Annotated in this window: 10 protein-coding genes; 9 read left to right on the top strand and 1 reads right to left on the bottom strand. The window is 61.7% G+C overall.

The window, feature by feature from the left end:
• Nucleotides 1-1,859 (bottom strand): BCCT family transporter (locus ACQRBV_RS11420; RefSeq protein WP_427877922.1); only part of this gene is annotated, 1,859 nt, incomplete at its 3' end.
• 390 nt (nucleotides 1,860-2,249) lie between these two features.
• Between ACQRBV_RS11420 and betI the strand changes: the two genes are divergently transcribed.
• From betI to ACQRBV_RS11375, 9 genes are all read left to right on the top strand, one after another.
• Entirely contained in the window at nucleotides 2,250-2,843 is a 594-nt protein-coding gene (betI, locus tag ACQRBV_RS11415) for a transcriptional regulator BetI (protein ID WP_060753387.1), read from the top strand.
• Between the two features lie 110 nt (nucleotides 2,844-2,953).
• Nucleotides 2,954-4,426, top strand: coding sequence for a betaine-aldehyde dehydrogenase (betB, locus tag ACQRBV_RS11410; protein ID WP_090368320.1), 1,473 nt, complete (start codon nucleotides 2,954-2,956; stop codon nucleotides 4,424-4,426).
• A gap of 161 nt (nucleotides 4,427-4,587) precedes the next feature.
• Nucleotides 4,588-6,291, top strand: coding sequence for a choline dehydrogenase (gene betA / locus ACQRBV_RS11405; RefSeq protein WP_161548682.1), 1,704 nt, complete (start codon nucleotides 4,588-4,590; stop codon nucleotides 6,289-6,291).
• A gap of 221 nt (nucleotides 6,292-6,512) precedes the next feature.
• The gene (locus ACQRBV_RS11400; protein WP_411985345.1) at nucleotides 6,513-7,955 is read left to right on the top strand and encodes a TldD/PmbA family protein; all 1,443 of its coding nucleotides are present in this window, start codon (nucleotides 6,513-6,515) and stop codon (nucleotides 7,953-7,955) included.
• The gene (locus tag ACQRBV_RS11395; protein WP_090368313.1) at nucleotides 7,955-9,271 is read left to right on the top strand and encodes a TldD/PmbA family protein; all 1,317 of its coding nucleotides are present in this window, start codon (nucleotides 7,955-7,957) and stop codon (nucleotides 9,269-9,271) included. Before ACQRBV_RS11400 ends, ACQRBV_RS11395 begins: the two co-directional genes overlap by 1 nt.
• Nucleotides 9,272-9,495: 224 nt before the next feature.
• Nucleotides 9,496-10,344: an alpha/beta fold hydrolase gene (locus tag ACQRBV_RS11390; RefSeq protein ID WP_104994893.1), complete on the top strand. Its 849-nt coding sequence runs from the start codon at nucleotides 9,496-9,498 to the stop codon at nucleotides 10,342-10,344.
• Nucleotides 10,345-10,379: 35 nt separating this feature from the next.
• Nucleotides 10,380-11,807: a multidrug transporter subunit MdtD gene (mdtD, locus tag ACQRBV_RS11385; RefSeq protein WP_090368309.1), complete on the top strand. Its 1,428-nt coding sequence runs from the start codon at nucleotides 10,380-10,382 to the stop codon at nucleotides 11,805-11,807.
• A 130-nt stretch (nucleotides 11,808-11,937) separates the two neighbouring features.
• The gene (gene dbpA / locus ACQRBV_RS11380; protein ID WP_234016680.1) at nucleotides 11,938-13,275 is read left to right on the top strand and encodes an ATP-dependent RNA helicase DbpA; all 1,338 of its coding nucleotides are present in this window, start codon (nucleotides 11,938-11,940) and stop codon (nucleotides 13,273-13,275) included.
• Between the two features lie 131 nt (nucleotides 13,276-13,406).
• The gene (locus tag ACQRBV_RS11375) at nucleotides 13,407-14,585 is read left to right on the top strand and encodes an NAD(P)/FAD-dependent oxidoreductase (protein WP_411985344.1); all 1,179 of its coding nucleotides are present in this window, start codon (nucleotides 13,407-13,409) and stop codon (nucleotides 14,583-14,585) included.
• Nucleotides 14,586-14,669 lie beyond the last annotated feature (84 nt).

Here is a 14,669-nt window from a genome sequence, read left to right as displayed (position 1 = left end):
GTGAAGCCCATCAGGTCGTATTCCTGAGGCCCGTTGTGCAGGTAGACCTCAGCCCGGTAGTAACGCGTGCGCTCTTCCTCGGGCAGGTCGCTCGGTGCCGACGAGTAAGCATCCAGGCTCACTTCATAGACAAACGGATTGCCCTCCGCCATCTCGATACGCACACCGATGCAGCGCTTGGACTTGCCCAACAAGGTCTGCACTTCCAGCCCCTGATCACGCAGCGCCGTCGCTGCTTCTTCCAGCGCAGGCGTCACATGCTTGTCCATGAAGCGTTGCACGGTGCCCTGGCTCGGTTGCAGGTCCAGTGCCGTCAAACGCTCGCTGAAACCACGACGGCCACGTTCGGCCAATTGCGCCTGCTCCTGTTCGATGGCCACATCCTGGCGCATGGCCTTGTGCAAACCGAACATGAAGAACACCAGCACCACCGAGAACGGCAGCCCCGCCAGCACCACCATGGTTTGCATGGCTTCGAAATTGCCGGCAAACAGCAAGCCGATGGTCACCAGGGTAATCACCGCCGACCAGAAGATACGCAGCCAGTGCGGCGCATCTTCGTCCACGTTGCCGCCTTTGCAGGAAAGGTTGGCCATCATCACCGCGCCGGAATCCGCCGGGGTCAGGAACAGCACAAAGCCCACAAAGATCGACACACCGATGACGACTTTCGACGCCGGGTAATGCTCAAGCAGTTGGTAGATGGCCATGGACGGCTGTTCCAGCGCCGTCTTGCCCAACTCCACCGCGCCGTGGTTGAGCACCAGGTCCAGGGCCGAGTTACCGAAGATCGACAACCACGCCAGGGTGAAGCCCAGCGGAATCAGCAGCACGCCGGCCACCAGCTCACGCACGGTGCGACCACGGGAAATACGCGCGATGAACATACCCACGAATGGCGCCCAGGAAATCCACCAGGCCCAGTAGAACAGGGTCCACAGGCCCATCCAGCGCTCGGTCTTGTCGGCGTCGCCCTCGTACACGTAAAGGTCGAAGGTTTTCAGCACCAGGCCGTTCATGTAGTCGCCGATGTTCTGCACGAAACCGTTGAGCAGGTGCAGGGTCGGGCCAAACAACAACACGAAGATCAGCAGGCCGCTGAACAGCACAATGTTGAGGTTGGACAGCCGGCGAATGCCGTTTTCCACACCCGACACCGCCGCAATGGTCGCCACCGTGCTCATCACGATGATCACGATCAACAGGTTGGTGTTGTTGTGTTCCATGCCGAACAGGTTTTCCAGGCCGGACGACACCTGCATCGCACCAATCCCCAGGTTCGTCACCAGGCCCAGCAGGGTCACGAACATGCCGAAACCGTCCACCGCGTGGCCGGCCGCACCTTTCACCCAACGCTCGCCCACCAGCGGATACAAGGCCGAACGCAAGGCCAGCGGCTGGTTATGACGGTACGCAAAGTACGCCACGGCCAAGCCGACCAGCGCGTAGATCGCCCAGCCATGCAGGCCCCAGTGCAGGAAGGTCAGTTGCAGTGCCTGGCGCGCCGCACTGTTGCTGGCAGCGGCGCCTTCGGGCGGGTTGAAGTAGTGGTCCAACGGTTCCGAGGCGCCGAAGTACAACAGCGAGATACCGATGCCCGACGAGAACAACATGCCGGCCCAGGCGCCGTAGCTGAAGTCCGGGGTGTCGTCCTTGCTGCCCAGTTTCAACTTGCCGTAGGACGAAAACGCCAGCCCCACCACAAATACCAGGTAGGCGGCGATGACGACCATGTAGTACCAGCCGAAGCTTTTGGAAAGCCACGCCTGGGCTACGCCGAGCATGCGCCCGGCCTCCTGCGGGGCGATGATCAGAATGGCAGTCAGCAAAAGAATCAGCACGGTAGAGGTGTAGAACACCCAACCGTTGACCCGCACCTTTTCCGGTGGGGTCTTTATAAGAGAGGCAGAACTCATGGCGCAGATGCTCCGGGCAGTGCGAAAGAGAAACACAAGGCAACGGTTATCCCGGGACATCGATTTTTCGGCAGTCGACGGACGGGTGTTATAAAGACACCCCGAAAATTCTTGTACCCCGCCGAAGCAGTGGCCAAGCCCTGTTACGGCCTGTTTCAAGGGTTTTTGCAGGTGTCAGATGTCGCGGCTCGCAGGTAGGAAATATCTGTAGGCAGCGACCATTTGTCGCAGATCTTATTCTTTGTTGATTGAACGTTCAATCAAAACAAAATAGACTGGCCTTCAAGCCGACGGACGTCTGACGTCCGCCGCAGGCCTAACGAGAGGTGCTACATGCCCAAGGTCGGTATGCAACCCATACGCCGCCAGCAGTTGATCGAAGCCACGTTGACGGCCATCGATCAGGTCGGAATGGGGGATGCCAGCATTGCGTTGATCGCCCGTTTGGCCGGCGTTTCGAACGGCATCATCAGTCACTACTTTCAGGACAAGAACGGCCTGATCGCCGCAACGATGCGGTACTTGATGAATGCGCTGATCGAGAACGTCCACGAACGCAGACGTGCCCTGAAGGATGACAGCCCACGGGCGCACCTTCAGGTGATCATCGAAGGCAACTTCGACGCCAGCCAGGTCAACGGCCCGGCAATGAAAACCTGGTTGGCCTTCTGGGCAGCCAGCATGCACCACCCGTCATTGCACAGGTTGCAGCGGATCAACGATCAACGTCTGTATTCCAACCTGTGCTGCCAGTTTCGCCGAGTGCTGCCGCTGCCGCGTGCACGCAAAGCAGCCCGAGGCCTGGCGGCCCTGATCGACGGTTTGTGGTTGCGCGGCGCCCTGTCGGGAGACGCTTTCGACACGGAGCAGGCGCAACGGATCGCGTACGAATACATGGATTTCCAATTGGCCAAGCAGGTGAGTTAGAGCACACATAACCGCTCAACCCCTGAACCGCTTCCGGTCAGTGCCGCCAGCACCTTGTGGCTCACTGTTTGGAGGTTAACGCCAACCACTTATGCACTTGCGAGGACTTTATGGCCCGTTTCGAACTGCAAAAACTCTACATTGACGGCGGCTACACCGACGCTGGCAGCGATGCCACTTTCGAAGCCATCAACCCGGCTAACGGTGAAGTTCTCGCCAAAGTGCAACGTGCGACGAAAGAAGACGTTGAACGCGCCGTGGTCAGCGCCGAAAAAGGCCAGAAGATCTGGGCTGCCATGACCGCCATGGAGCGCTCGCGCATCCTGCGTCGTGCCGTCGACATCCTGCGCGAGCGCAACGACGAGTTGGCCGAGCTGGAAACCCTGGACACCGGTAAAGCCTTGTCCGAAACCAAATACGTCGACATCGTCACCGGCGCCGACGTGCTGGAATACTACGCGGGCCTGGTGCCGGCCATCGAAGGCGAGCAAATCCCGCTGCGCGACACGGCGTTCGTCTACACCCGCCGCGAGCCGCTGGGCGTAGTGGCCGGTATCGGCGCGTGGAACTACCCGATCCAGATCGCCCTGTGGAAATCCGCACCGGCCCTGGCTGCGGGTAACGCGATGATCTTCAAGCCAAGCGAAGTCACTTCGCTGACCACCCTGAAACTGGCCGAGATCTACACCGAAGCCGGCGTTCCGGCGGGCGTGTTCAACGTGCTGACCGGCAGCGGCCGTGAAGTCGGCACCTGGCTGACCGAGCACCCGCGCATCGAGAAAGTCTCGTTCACCGGCGGCACCGACACCGGCAAGAAAGTCATGGCCAGCGCTTCGAGTTCTTCGCTCAAAGACGTGACCATGGAACTGGGCGGCAAGTCGCCGCTGATCATCTTCGACGACGCCGACCTCGACCGTGCCGCCGACACTGCGATGATGGCCAACTTCTACAGCTCCGGCCAGGTCTGCACCAACGGCACTCGCGTGTTCGTGCCCAAACACCTGCAAGCGGCGTTCGAAGCCAAGATCGTCGAGCGTGTTGCGCGCATTCGCGTGGGCAACCCGCAAGATGACAACACCAACTTCGGCCCGCTGGTCAGCTTTGCGCACATGGAAAGCGTGCTGGGCTACATCGCCAAAGGCAAAGAAGAAGGTGCCCGCCTGCTGTGCGGCGGCGACCGCCTGACTGACGGCGAATTCGCCAAAGGCGCCTTCGTGGCCCCGACCGTGTTCACCGACTGCACCGACGACATGACTATCGTGCGCGAAGAAATCTTCGGCCCGGTGATGAGCATCCTCACCTACGAAACCGAAGAAGAAGTGATCCGCCGCGCCAACGACACCGACTTCGGCCTGGCTGCCGGCCTGGTCACCAAAGACCTGAACCGCGCCCACCGTGTGATTCATCAGTTGGAAGCGGGCATCTGCTGGATCAACGCCTGGGGCGAATCCGACGCGAAGATGCCGGTCGGCGGCTACAAGCAATCCGGTGTGGGTCGTGAGAACGGCATCAGCTCGCTGAACAACTTCACCCGCATCAAATCGGTACAGGTTGAGCTGGGCGACTACGTCTCGGTGTTCTGACAACCCGAGACTTGTGTTGCCTTTGAGGCCGCCATCGGGAGCAAGCCCCCTCCCACACTGACTGTGTTCACACGTTCAGATGTGTGAATGCAGTCAAATGTGGGAGGGGGCTCGCCCCCGATGAGGCCCCCGCTGACCCAACTCCAAAAGAGGGTGCATTCATGTCCCAAGAATACGATTACATCATTGTGGGTGCCGGTTCCGCCGGCAACACCCTGGCGACCCGTCTGACCGAAGACGAAGGCGTCACCGTTCTGCTGCTGGAAGCCGGCGGCCCTGACTACCGCTTCGACTTCCGCACGCAAATGCCTGCGGCGCTGGCGTTCCCGCTGCAAGGCCGCCGCTACAACTGGGCCTACGAAACCGACCCGGAACCCCATATGGACGGTCGGCGCATGGAATGTGGTCGCGGCAAGGGCCTGGGTGGCTCTTCCCTGATCAACGGCATGTGCTACATCCGTGGTAACGCGATGGACTACGACGGCTGGGCGAAACTGCCGGGCCTGGAAGACTGGACCTACCTCGACTGCCTGCCGTATTTCCGCAAAGCGGAAACCCGCGACATCGGCCCCAACGACTGGCACGGCGGCGATGGCCCGGTCAGCGTGACCACGCCCAAGCCCGGCAACAACCCGCTGTTCCACGCCATGGTTGAAGCCGGCGTGCAGGCCGGTTACCCGCGCACCGAAGACTTGAACGGCTACCAGCAAGAAGGTTTCGGCCCGATGGACCGTACCGTCACGCCCAAGGGCCGTCGCGCCAGCACCGCACGCGGTTACCTGGACACCGCCAAGAAGCGCTCGACGCTGACCATCGTCACCCACGCCCTCACCGACAAAGTGCTGTTCGAAGGCAAGCGTGCCGTCGGCGTGCGTTACTTGATCGGCGCGGCCGAAGAGCGCGTCGAAGCCCGTGCGCGCAAAGAAGTCATCGTGTGCAGCGGCGCAATCGCTTCGCCGCAACTGCTGCAACGCTCCGGTGTTGGCCCGGCCAAGCTGCTGGAAAGCCTCGATATCCCGGTGGTCCACGACCTGCCAGGCGTCGGCGAAAACCTGCAGGACCACCTGGAGCTGTACCTGCAATATGCGTGCACCCAGCCCGTGTCGCTGTACCCGTCGCTGCTCTGGTACAACCAGCCGGCCATCGGTGCCGAGTGGCTGTTCAACGGCACCGGCATCGGCGCCAGCAACCAGTTCGAAGCGGGCGGTTTCATCCGTACCCGTGAAGAATTCGAATGGCCGAACATCCAGTACCACTTCCTGCCGGTGGCGATTAACTACAACGGCAGTAACGGTGTGAAAGAGCACGGTTTCCAGGCACACATGGGCTCCATGCGTTCGCCAAGCCGGGGTCGCATCCAGTTGAAGTCGAAGAACCCACGGGACTACCCGAGCATTCTCTTCAACTACATGGCCACCGAACAGGACTGGCAGGAGTTCCGCGACGGCATCCGCCTGACCCGTGAAATCATGGCGCAACCGGCCCTGGACCCCTACCGTGGCCGCGAAATCAGCCCGGGCATCGAAGTGCAAACCGATGAGCAGCTGGACAAGTTCATCCGTGAGCATGCCGAAACCGCGTTCCACCCGTCCTGCTCGTGCAAGATGGGCACCGACGACATGGCGGTAGTGGATGGCCAGGGCCGCGTGCATGGCATGCAAGGCCTGCGTGTGGTCGATGCGTCGATCATGCCGATCATCACCACCGGCAACCTGAACGCGCCGACGATCATGATCGCCGAGAAAATCGCCGACAAGATCCGTGGCCGCCAGCCACTGCCGCGCAGCACCGCCGACTACTACGTCGCCGGCGATGCGCCGGTGCGTGGCAAGCCGCTGCGTGAAGTGGGCCAGACGGCGCAGTAACTGATAAACCGCAGCGCTCCCATCGGGAGCAAGCCCCCTCCCACAGTACGGTGTTCACACGTTCAGATGTGTGAATGCAGTCAAATGTGGGAGGGGGCTTGCTCCCGATGAGGCCCGCCCAGACAAGACACGCCCCCCGCCCTACACTTTCCTTGATCAGCTCCCAGCCCAGGCCTACTCTGTTCGCCTGCCCGCGCCGAGCCGCCCACAAGGAAGGCCCCATGTTCGACCACCACGCCACACTCAAAAAACATTTCAGTGCCCTGCGCACCACCGCCGAATTCTTTTCGCTGCGCTACGTGCGCGAATCCGGCCAATACTTGTCAGTGCGCAAAAACGTCGCCGAACCGCCCCACCTGAGCCACGACGAAGGCGCCATGCTGACCGTGCGTCTCAATGGCGTGGAAGCCTATGCCGCGACCAACGATATTTCCCTGGCCGGCCTGCAAGCGGCCCTCCAACGTGCCGAACAGCAAGCCCGCCTGATCAAGCCCCACGCCCTGCTCGACCTGCGCGACCAAGCCGTCTCCAGCGCCGTCGCCGACTACCTGTCCCCCGACCTTGACCAGCCCTTCCCGTCCTTGAGCGACTGCTACCAACTGCTGGGCAACGAGTCGGCCGCCGTGCCCAAGGACGAGCGCCTGGTCAGTTGGGACGTGAGCCTGGGCCTGACCCGCGTCGAGCAGATCTACCTCAACAGCGCGGGCGCCGAATTGCGCCAGGCGCAGCGCTTTGTATTCCCCGGCGTCAATGTCACCGCCTACGACGGCAACGACAGCCAGACCCGCACCTTCGGCGGCAGCAACTTCGGCCAGCAAGGCGGGTTCGAGGTGATCAGCCGCTTCGGCCTGGTCGGCGCCGCGCCGCGCATCGCCGATGAAGCCCTGCAACTGCTGGCCGCGCCAAACACGCCCAGCGGCGCGCGTGACCTGCTGTTGATGCCCGACCAGATGATCCTGCAAATCCACGAATCCATCGGCCACCCGCTGGAGCTGGACCGCATCCTGGGCGATGAACGCAATTACGCCGGCACCAGTTTCGTCAAAGCCAGCGACTTCGGCCAGCTGCAGTACGGCTCACCGCTGCTCAACGTGACCTTCGACCCCGACATTCCCGAACAACTCGCCAGCTACGGCCATGACGATGAGGGCACGCCGGCCCGCAAACAATTCCTGATCCGCGAAGGGCTGTTGCTCAAACCGCTGGGCGGAGCGTTGTCGCAATTCCGCTCGGGCCTGGGCGGCGTGGCCAACAGTCGCGCCAGCAGTTGGAACCGTCCACCGATCGATCGCATGGCCAACTTGAATATCGAAGCGGGCGACAAGAGCCTCGCACAACTGATCGGCGGCATCGAAAACGGCATTCTCATGTCGACCAACCGCTCCTGGTCCATCGACGATGCGCGCAATAAATTCCAGTTCGGCTGCGAATGGGGCCAGTTGATCGAAAACGGCGAGCTCAAGGGCGTGGTGAAAAACCCCAACTACCGAGCGATTTCCGCACAGTTCTGGCGCAACCTCAGCGCCGTCGGCGACGCCGGCACCTTCAAGGTCCTGGGCACGCCAAGCTGCGGCAAAGGCGAACCCAACCAGGTGATCCGCGTGGGCCATGCCTCGCCCGCCTGTGTGTTCAGTCATATCGATGTATTTGGGGGAGATGCCTGATGAACAACTTCAAGGCACTGGTGCAATGGCTCAAGCAGGCCATCACCGACAAGGAACAATTTCACCTGGGCTATGCGGATGAAGCGTCCGAGTTCGTACGCTTCAACCACGCGCAGGTGCGCCAGGCCGGGCAGGTGCAGCAAGCCAGCCTCAACCTGAAGCTGATCAACGATGGCCGCCACGCCGACCTGGGCATCACCCTGTCCGGTGAGCCTGCGCTGGACCGCCAACGCCTGGCCGACGGCCTGCAGCAACTGCGTGAAACCTTGCCGTTGCTGCCGCGGGACCCGTACCTGTTGCTGAACCACAATGCCTGGCAGAGCCACAATGAACAGGCGCGACCACTGCCGGAACTGGCCCAGGTATTGGAAGCGATCGGCCAGGCCGCTGACGGTGTCGACCTGGTCGGTTTCTACGCCGCAGGCCCGATCAGCCGGGGTTTCGCCAGTTCGGACGGGGCCTTTGGCTGGCACCGTGCCAACAGCTTCAACTTCGATTTCAGCCTGTTCCATGCCAATGGTGAAGCGGTGAAAGCCAGCTACGCCGGGCACACATGGAACAGCGAAGAGTTCGCCGCACGGTTGCAGCAGGCACGCCGGCAATTGGAATTTCTCGGCCGCCCGCTGCACACACTGGCCCCTGGGCAATACCGTGCCTACCTCGCGCCGGCGGCGCTGGAAGAGATCATCAGCATCATCACTTGGGGCGGGTTCTCCGCCCAGGCCATCGCCAGCAAAGGCAGCTCGCTGCAAAAGCTGTATGCCGGTGAACAGGCCCTGAGCCCGTTGATCAAGCTCGATGAACAGGTCAGCGGGTCCCTCAGCCAGGCGTTTTCCACCGAAGGCTACCCCCGTGGCGATGTCACGCTGATCAACCAAGGCAAGGCAGAAGGCCAACTGATCAACTCGCGCAGCGCCGCCGAATATGGCCTGAGCACCAACGGCGCGAGCAGTGACGAATCCCCGAGCGCCTTGCAAATGGCGGCGGGCGACCTGGCCCAGGCCGATATTCTCAAGCAACTGGGCACAGGGCTGTATATCAGCAACCTGTGGTACCTGAACTACTCTGACCTGCCGGCCGCACGCCTGACCGGCATGACCCGCTTCGCCACGTTCTGGGTCGAAGACGGCGAAATCAAGGCGCCGGTCAGCACAATGCGCTTTGATGACAGCGTGTACAACCTACTCGGTTCACAGCTGGAAGCGCTGACCGCCGAGCGGGAATTGCTGCTGTCGCCGAGCACTTACGACCGACGCAACACGGCCTCCAACTTGTTGCCGGGGGCCTTGGTCAAACGCCTGACCCTGACCCTCTGAACACAGCAGTGGGAGGGGGGGGGTTGCTCCCTCCCACACTGCTTTGTGCAGATTTCAAATACTCCAGCTCGCCCCCTTCCTACCGTAAATTCTCATCTTCCGCTTGTTCCAGCGTGCTCTGTTGTCGCCTGCAAAAAACCTCGTTATAAGGGTTAGTGGCATCCCGCCACTCTCCCCCACGAGAGCACGACCTTGCCCGGGATAGGGCAAGCTGGAGCGTTGACATGGACCATGGAAGTTTTGTCATACAAAAGCTGTTCAAGCACTACAACGTTCACGTTGAACGGCTTGGAAATCATCCGCAAAAAAACACCGTGCTCATGGTCAATGGAGCACTGTCCACCACGCGGTCCTTTGCGCGAACCAGTAAATGCCTGGCCGAGCATTTCAACGTACTGCTGTTTGACTTGCCCTTTTCGGGTTACTCCCGCGAGCACAATACCGACCTCGACCTGGTGACCAAGGACGATGAAGTGCAAATACTGCGCGCCCTGGTGGAGCGCTTTGAGGTCAACCATCTGGTCTCGGCCTCCTGGGGCGGCATCTCCACACTGTTGACCCTGGCGCACAATCCGCCGTCGATCAAAAGCTCGGTGGTGATGGCCCTGGCGCCCCACCTCAATCAGGCCATGCTCGACTATGTGGAACGCGTACGCGTGCTGATCGAGGCCGATGACAAATCCGCCGTCGGCCATCTGCTCAACGAGACTGTCGGCCAATACCTGTCGCCGCGCCTCAAGCGCAATAACCATCGACACCTGTCGAGCATGGCCACCACCGAGTATCGCCAGGCGCGCTTTCACATTCACCAGGTGCTGGCCCTGGGCGACGGCAACTACCTGCCGGCGCTCAGGCAGATTGAAACACCGGTGCACTTCCTCAACGGCGCCCTGGACGAATACACTCCCGCCGCCGAGGCGCAGTTGTTCAAGCACTATGTGGGGCGCAGCAGCTTTGCCGTGGCCGAACACACGGGCCACTTGCTGGATCTGGAGTCCAACGAAGCGGCTGCGGCGGTGCACCGTGAACTGCTGGATTTCCTGGTGGGAAAAGGCGCGACGAATGGCGCATAATTGCCGACACGTAGCCAGCTAACAAAAGGGTTCACATGCCGAATCGCGCCCCTCTCGATGCCAAGACCGCCCGCTGGCTACCCTGGGTGGTAGCGATTGCCTTCTTCATGCAGTCGCTGGATGGGACGATTCTCAACACGGCACTGCCGGCCATGGCCCGCGACCTCGCGGAAAACCCGCTGCGTATGCAAGGCGTGGTGATTGCCTACATGCTCACCGTCGCCTTGCTGATCCCGGCATCGGGCTGGATCGCCGATCGTTTCGGCACCAAGAAAATCTTCTTCGGCGCGATCATGTTGTTCAGTATCGGCTCGCTGCTGTGCGCCCTGTCGAGCAGCTTGACCATGCTCGTCGGCGCGCGCGTGATCCAGGGCCTGGGCGGCGCCTTGATGCTGCCGGTCGGACGCTTGGTGGTGCTACGTGCCTACCCTCGTTCGGAGCTGGTGCGCATCATGGGCTTCATTACCATCCCCGGCCTGCTCGGCCCGCTGCTTGGTCCGACCATGGGCGGCTGGATGGTGCAATACCTGACCTGGCACTGGATCTTCCTGATCAACCTGCCGGTGGGCATGATCGGCTGCTACGCCGTCTGGAAACTCATCCCCGACCTGCGCGGCAGCGAGCGCACACGCTTCGACGGCATCGGCTTTCTTCTGTTTGGCGCGGCAATGGTGCTGATCACCATCGCCATGGAGGGCCTGGGCGAACTGCACTTGCCGCATCTGCGGGTGATGTTGCTGCTGTTTGGCGGGCTGGCGTGCCTGGCGGCGTATTGGCTGCGCGCCGGGCATCTGGATAACCCGCTGTTTTCGCCGATGCTGTTCAAGACTCGCACCTTCGCCGTGGGCATCCTCGGCAACCTGTTTGCACGCCTGGGCAGCGGCGCCCTGCCGTTCCTGGTGCCGTTGCTGCTGCAGGTGGCGCTGGGGTATTCGCCGTCGGAAGCCGGCATGAGCATGCTGCCGCTGGCGGCGGCGGCGATGTTCGCAAAATCCATCGCCCGCGTACTGATCGAACGCCTCGGCTACCGCGTGGTGCTGACCGGCAACACCTTGTTCCTCGGCATCATGCTGGCGAGCATGGGCCTGGTCAGCGAGCACACGCCCTACCCATTGCTGCTGTGCATGCTGGCGGTACTGGGGGCGATCAATTCCCTGCAATTCACCGCGATGAACACCGTCACCCTGATCGACCTCGACGACGCCCAGGCCAGCAGCGGCAACAGCTTGCTGTCGGTGGTTGCGCAATTGTCCCTCAGCCTCGGCGTGGCCTGTGCCGGTGCGTTGCTCGGCGGCTTTACCGCCCAAACCGGCAATGACGGCGTGGAAAGCGTGCTCGGCGCGTTCCAACTGACCTTTCTCACCGTGGGCATCATGGCGATGCTGGCGGCGGCGATCTTCCTGCAATTGTCGCCAACGGACGGCAAACGCGTGGTCAGCCGCGAACACGACATCGAGCATTAACCGGCTTCTCGTCTAGAAGTTGCGGGGAAATTCCTTTGAGACTGGTACACTGCGCGACATTTTGTTTTGCAGAGCCAGTCCCGTGACTACCATCGCCACCGCTTTTAATACTTTGCCCCTGTCCGCCGCCATGCTGGCTAACCTCGACTCGCTGGGTTATGTCGAGATGACGCAGATCCAGGCGCAGAGCTTGCCGGTGATCCTCAAAGGGCTGGACCTGATTGCCCAGGCCAAGACCGGCAGCGGCAAGACCGCCGCGTTCGGCATCGGCCTGTTGAACCCGATCAACCCGCGCTACTTCGGCTGCCAGGCCCTGGTGATGTGCCCGACCCGTGAGCTGGCTGACCAGGTCGCCAAGGAAATCCGCCGCCTGGCCCGCGCTGAAGACAATATCAAGGTGCTGACCTTGTGCGGCGGCGTGTCCCTGGGCCCGCAGATCGCCTCCCTGGAACATGGCGCCCACGTCATCGTCGGCACCCCGGGCCGCATCCAGCAGCACCTGCGCAAAGGTTCGTTGGTACTGGACGGCTTGAACACGCTGATACTCGACGAAGCCGACCGTATGCTCGACATGGGCTTCTACGACGCCATCGAAGACATCATCAGCAAAACCCCGCCGCGCCGCCAGACCTTGCTGTTCTCGGCCACCTACCCGGTAAGCATCAAGCAGCTGGCGTCCAAGTTCATGCGGGCGCCGCAACAGGTGAAAGCCGAGGCGTTCCACTCCGACGACCAGATCGAACAGCGTTTCTATGAGATCTCGCCAGAAGAGCGCATGGACGCGGTGACCAAGGTGCTGGCGCATTTCCGCCCGACCTCGTGCGTGGCGTTCTGCTTTACCAAGCAGCAAGTGCAGGAAACCGTGGACCACCTGACCGCCAAGGGCATTTCCGCCGTCGGCCTGCATGGTGACCTGGAACAGCGCGACCGTGACCAGGTGCTGGCGATGTTCGCCAACCGCAGCACGTCGGTACTGGTTGCCACCGACGTCGCCGCCCGTGGCCTGGACATCGACTCGCTGGACATGGTGATCAACGTCGAACTGGCCCGCGACTCGGAAATCCACATCCACCGTGTAGGCCGTACCGGCCGCGCCGGTGAGACCGGCATCGCGATCAGCCTGGTGGCGCCCTCCGAAGCACACCGCGCCCAAGCCATCGAACAGTTGCAGAAAACCCCGCTGAACTGGGACCAACTGGACAACCTCAAGCCACAAAGCGGTGGCCCGCTGCTGCCGCAGATGAGCACCCTGTGCATCGCCGCCGGCCGCAAAGACAAAGTGCGTCCAGGCGACATCCTCGGTGCATTGACCGGTGAAGCCGGTATCCCGGGTGCCCAGGTCGGCAAGATCGCGATCTTCGACTTCCAGGCATTCGTGGCGGTGGAGCGCGGGATCGCCAAGCAGGCGCTGCAGCGTTTGAATAACGGCAAGATCAAAGGCCGCTCGTTGCGCGTGCGCATCCTCTGACAGGATCGTTCCCATGCTCTGCGTGGGAATGCATCCCGTGACGCTCTGCGTCACCCTGCGGACGCAGAGCGTCCATTGCGGCATTCCCACGCAGAGCGTGGGAACGATCTGATAAACACGAGGACACCGTTTTGCGCTCGACCGAAGTTGTGATCATTGGCGCCGGCGCCGCAGGCTTGATGTGCGCGCTGACTGCCGCCGGGCGTGGGCGCAAGGTGATGTTGATCGACCATGCGAACAAGGCCGGCAAGAAGATCCTGATGTCGGGCGGTGGCCGCTGCAATTTCACCAACATGTACACCGAGCCGGCCAACTTCCTCTCGCACAACGCGCACTTCTGCAAGTCCGCCCTGGCCCGCTATACCCAATGGGACTTTATCGGGCTGGTGGCCAAGCACGGCGTGCCGTACCACGAAAAGAAACTCGGCCAGCTGTTCTGTGACAACAAGTCCAGCGACATCCTCGGCATGCTGCTCGATGAATGTATCCAGAACGGTGTGCACCTGCACTTGGACACCTCCATCCAGGAGATCGCCAAGGTCGACGGTGGCTATCAATTGCAGACCACCCTGGGCGAGCTGCGCTGCGAATCCCTGGTGATCGCCACCGGAGGCCTGTCGATCCCGACCCTGGGTGCTACCGGTTTTGGTTATCAGGTCGCCAGGCAATTTGGCCACGAACTGCTGCCGACCCGCGCAGGTCTTGTGCCCTTCACCATCACCGACCAGCTCAAGGAACTGTGCGGCGAATTGTCCGGCACCTCCGTGGACTGCCTGGTCAGCTGCAATGGCCAGAGCTTTCGCGAAAACATCCTGTTCACTCACCGCGGCCTGAGCGGCCCGGCGATTTTGCAGATTTCTTCGTACTGGGAGTCCGGTGACACCGTCGAGATCAACCTGCTGCCCGATCATGACGCCCACAGCTGGCTGCAACAGCAACAGGTCGAGCATCCCAACAGCGAGTTGAAAACCCTGCTCGGCGACATCTTCACCAAGAAGATGGCCAACCTGCTGGCGCAAAGCTGGTTCGTGTCCAAGCCGATGAAGCAGTACACCCACGCCGAAATCGCCGAAATCGCGCAAAAGCTGTCGAGCTGGCAGGTGGTGCCGGCCGGCACCGAGGGCTATCGCACCGCTGAGGTGACGCTGGGCGGGGTGGATACGCGGGAAGTGTCGTCCAAGACCATGGAATCGCTGAAAAGCCCAGGGCTGTACTTCATCGGGGAAGTGCTGGATGTGACCGGTCACCTGGGCGGGTTCAACTTCCAGTGGGCCTGGGCGTCAGGCTACGCCGCTGCACAGTACGCCTGACGAAACCGGATCAAAAAATGTGGGAGGGGGCTTGCTCCCGATAGCGGTGGATCAGCCAGCTTATCTGCCGCTGCCCCACCGCCA

It is taken from the genome of Pseudomonas sp. R11F, from assembly GCF_050312575.1.
GTDB lineage: Bacteria > Pseudomonadota > Gammaproteobacteria > Pseudomonadales > Pseudomonadaceae > Aquipseudomonas > Aquipseudomonas palleroniana.
Note: the sequence above shows the minus strand (reverse complement) of the source record. Positions and strands in the feature narration are given on the sequence as shown.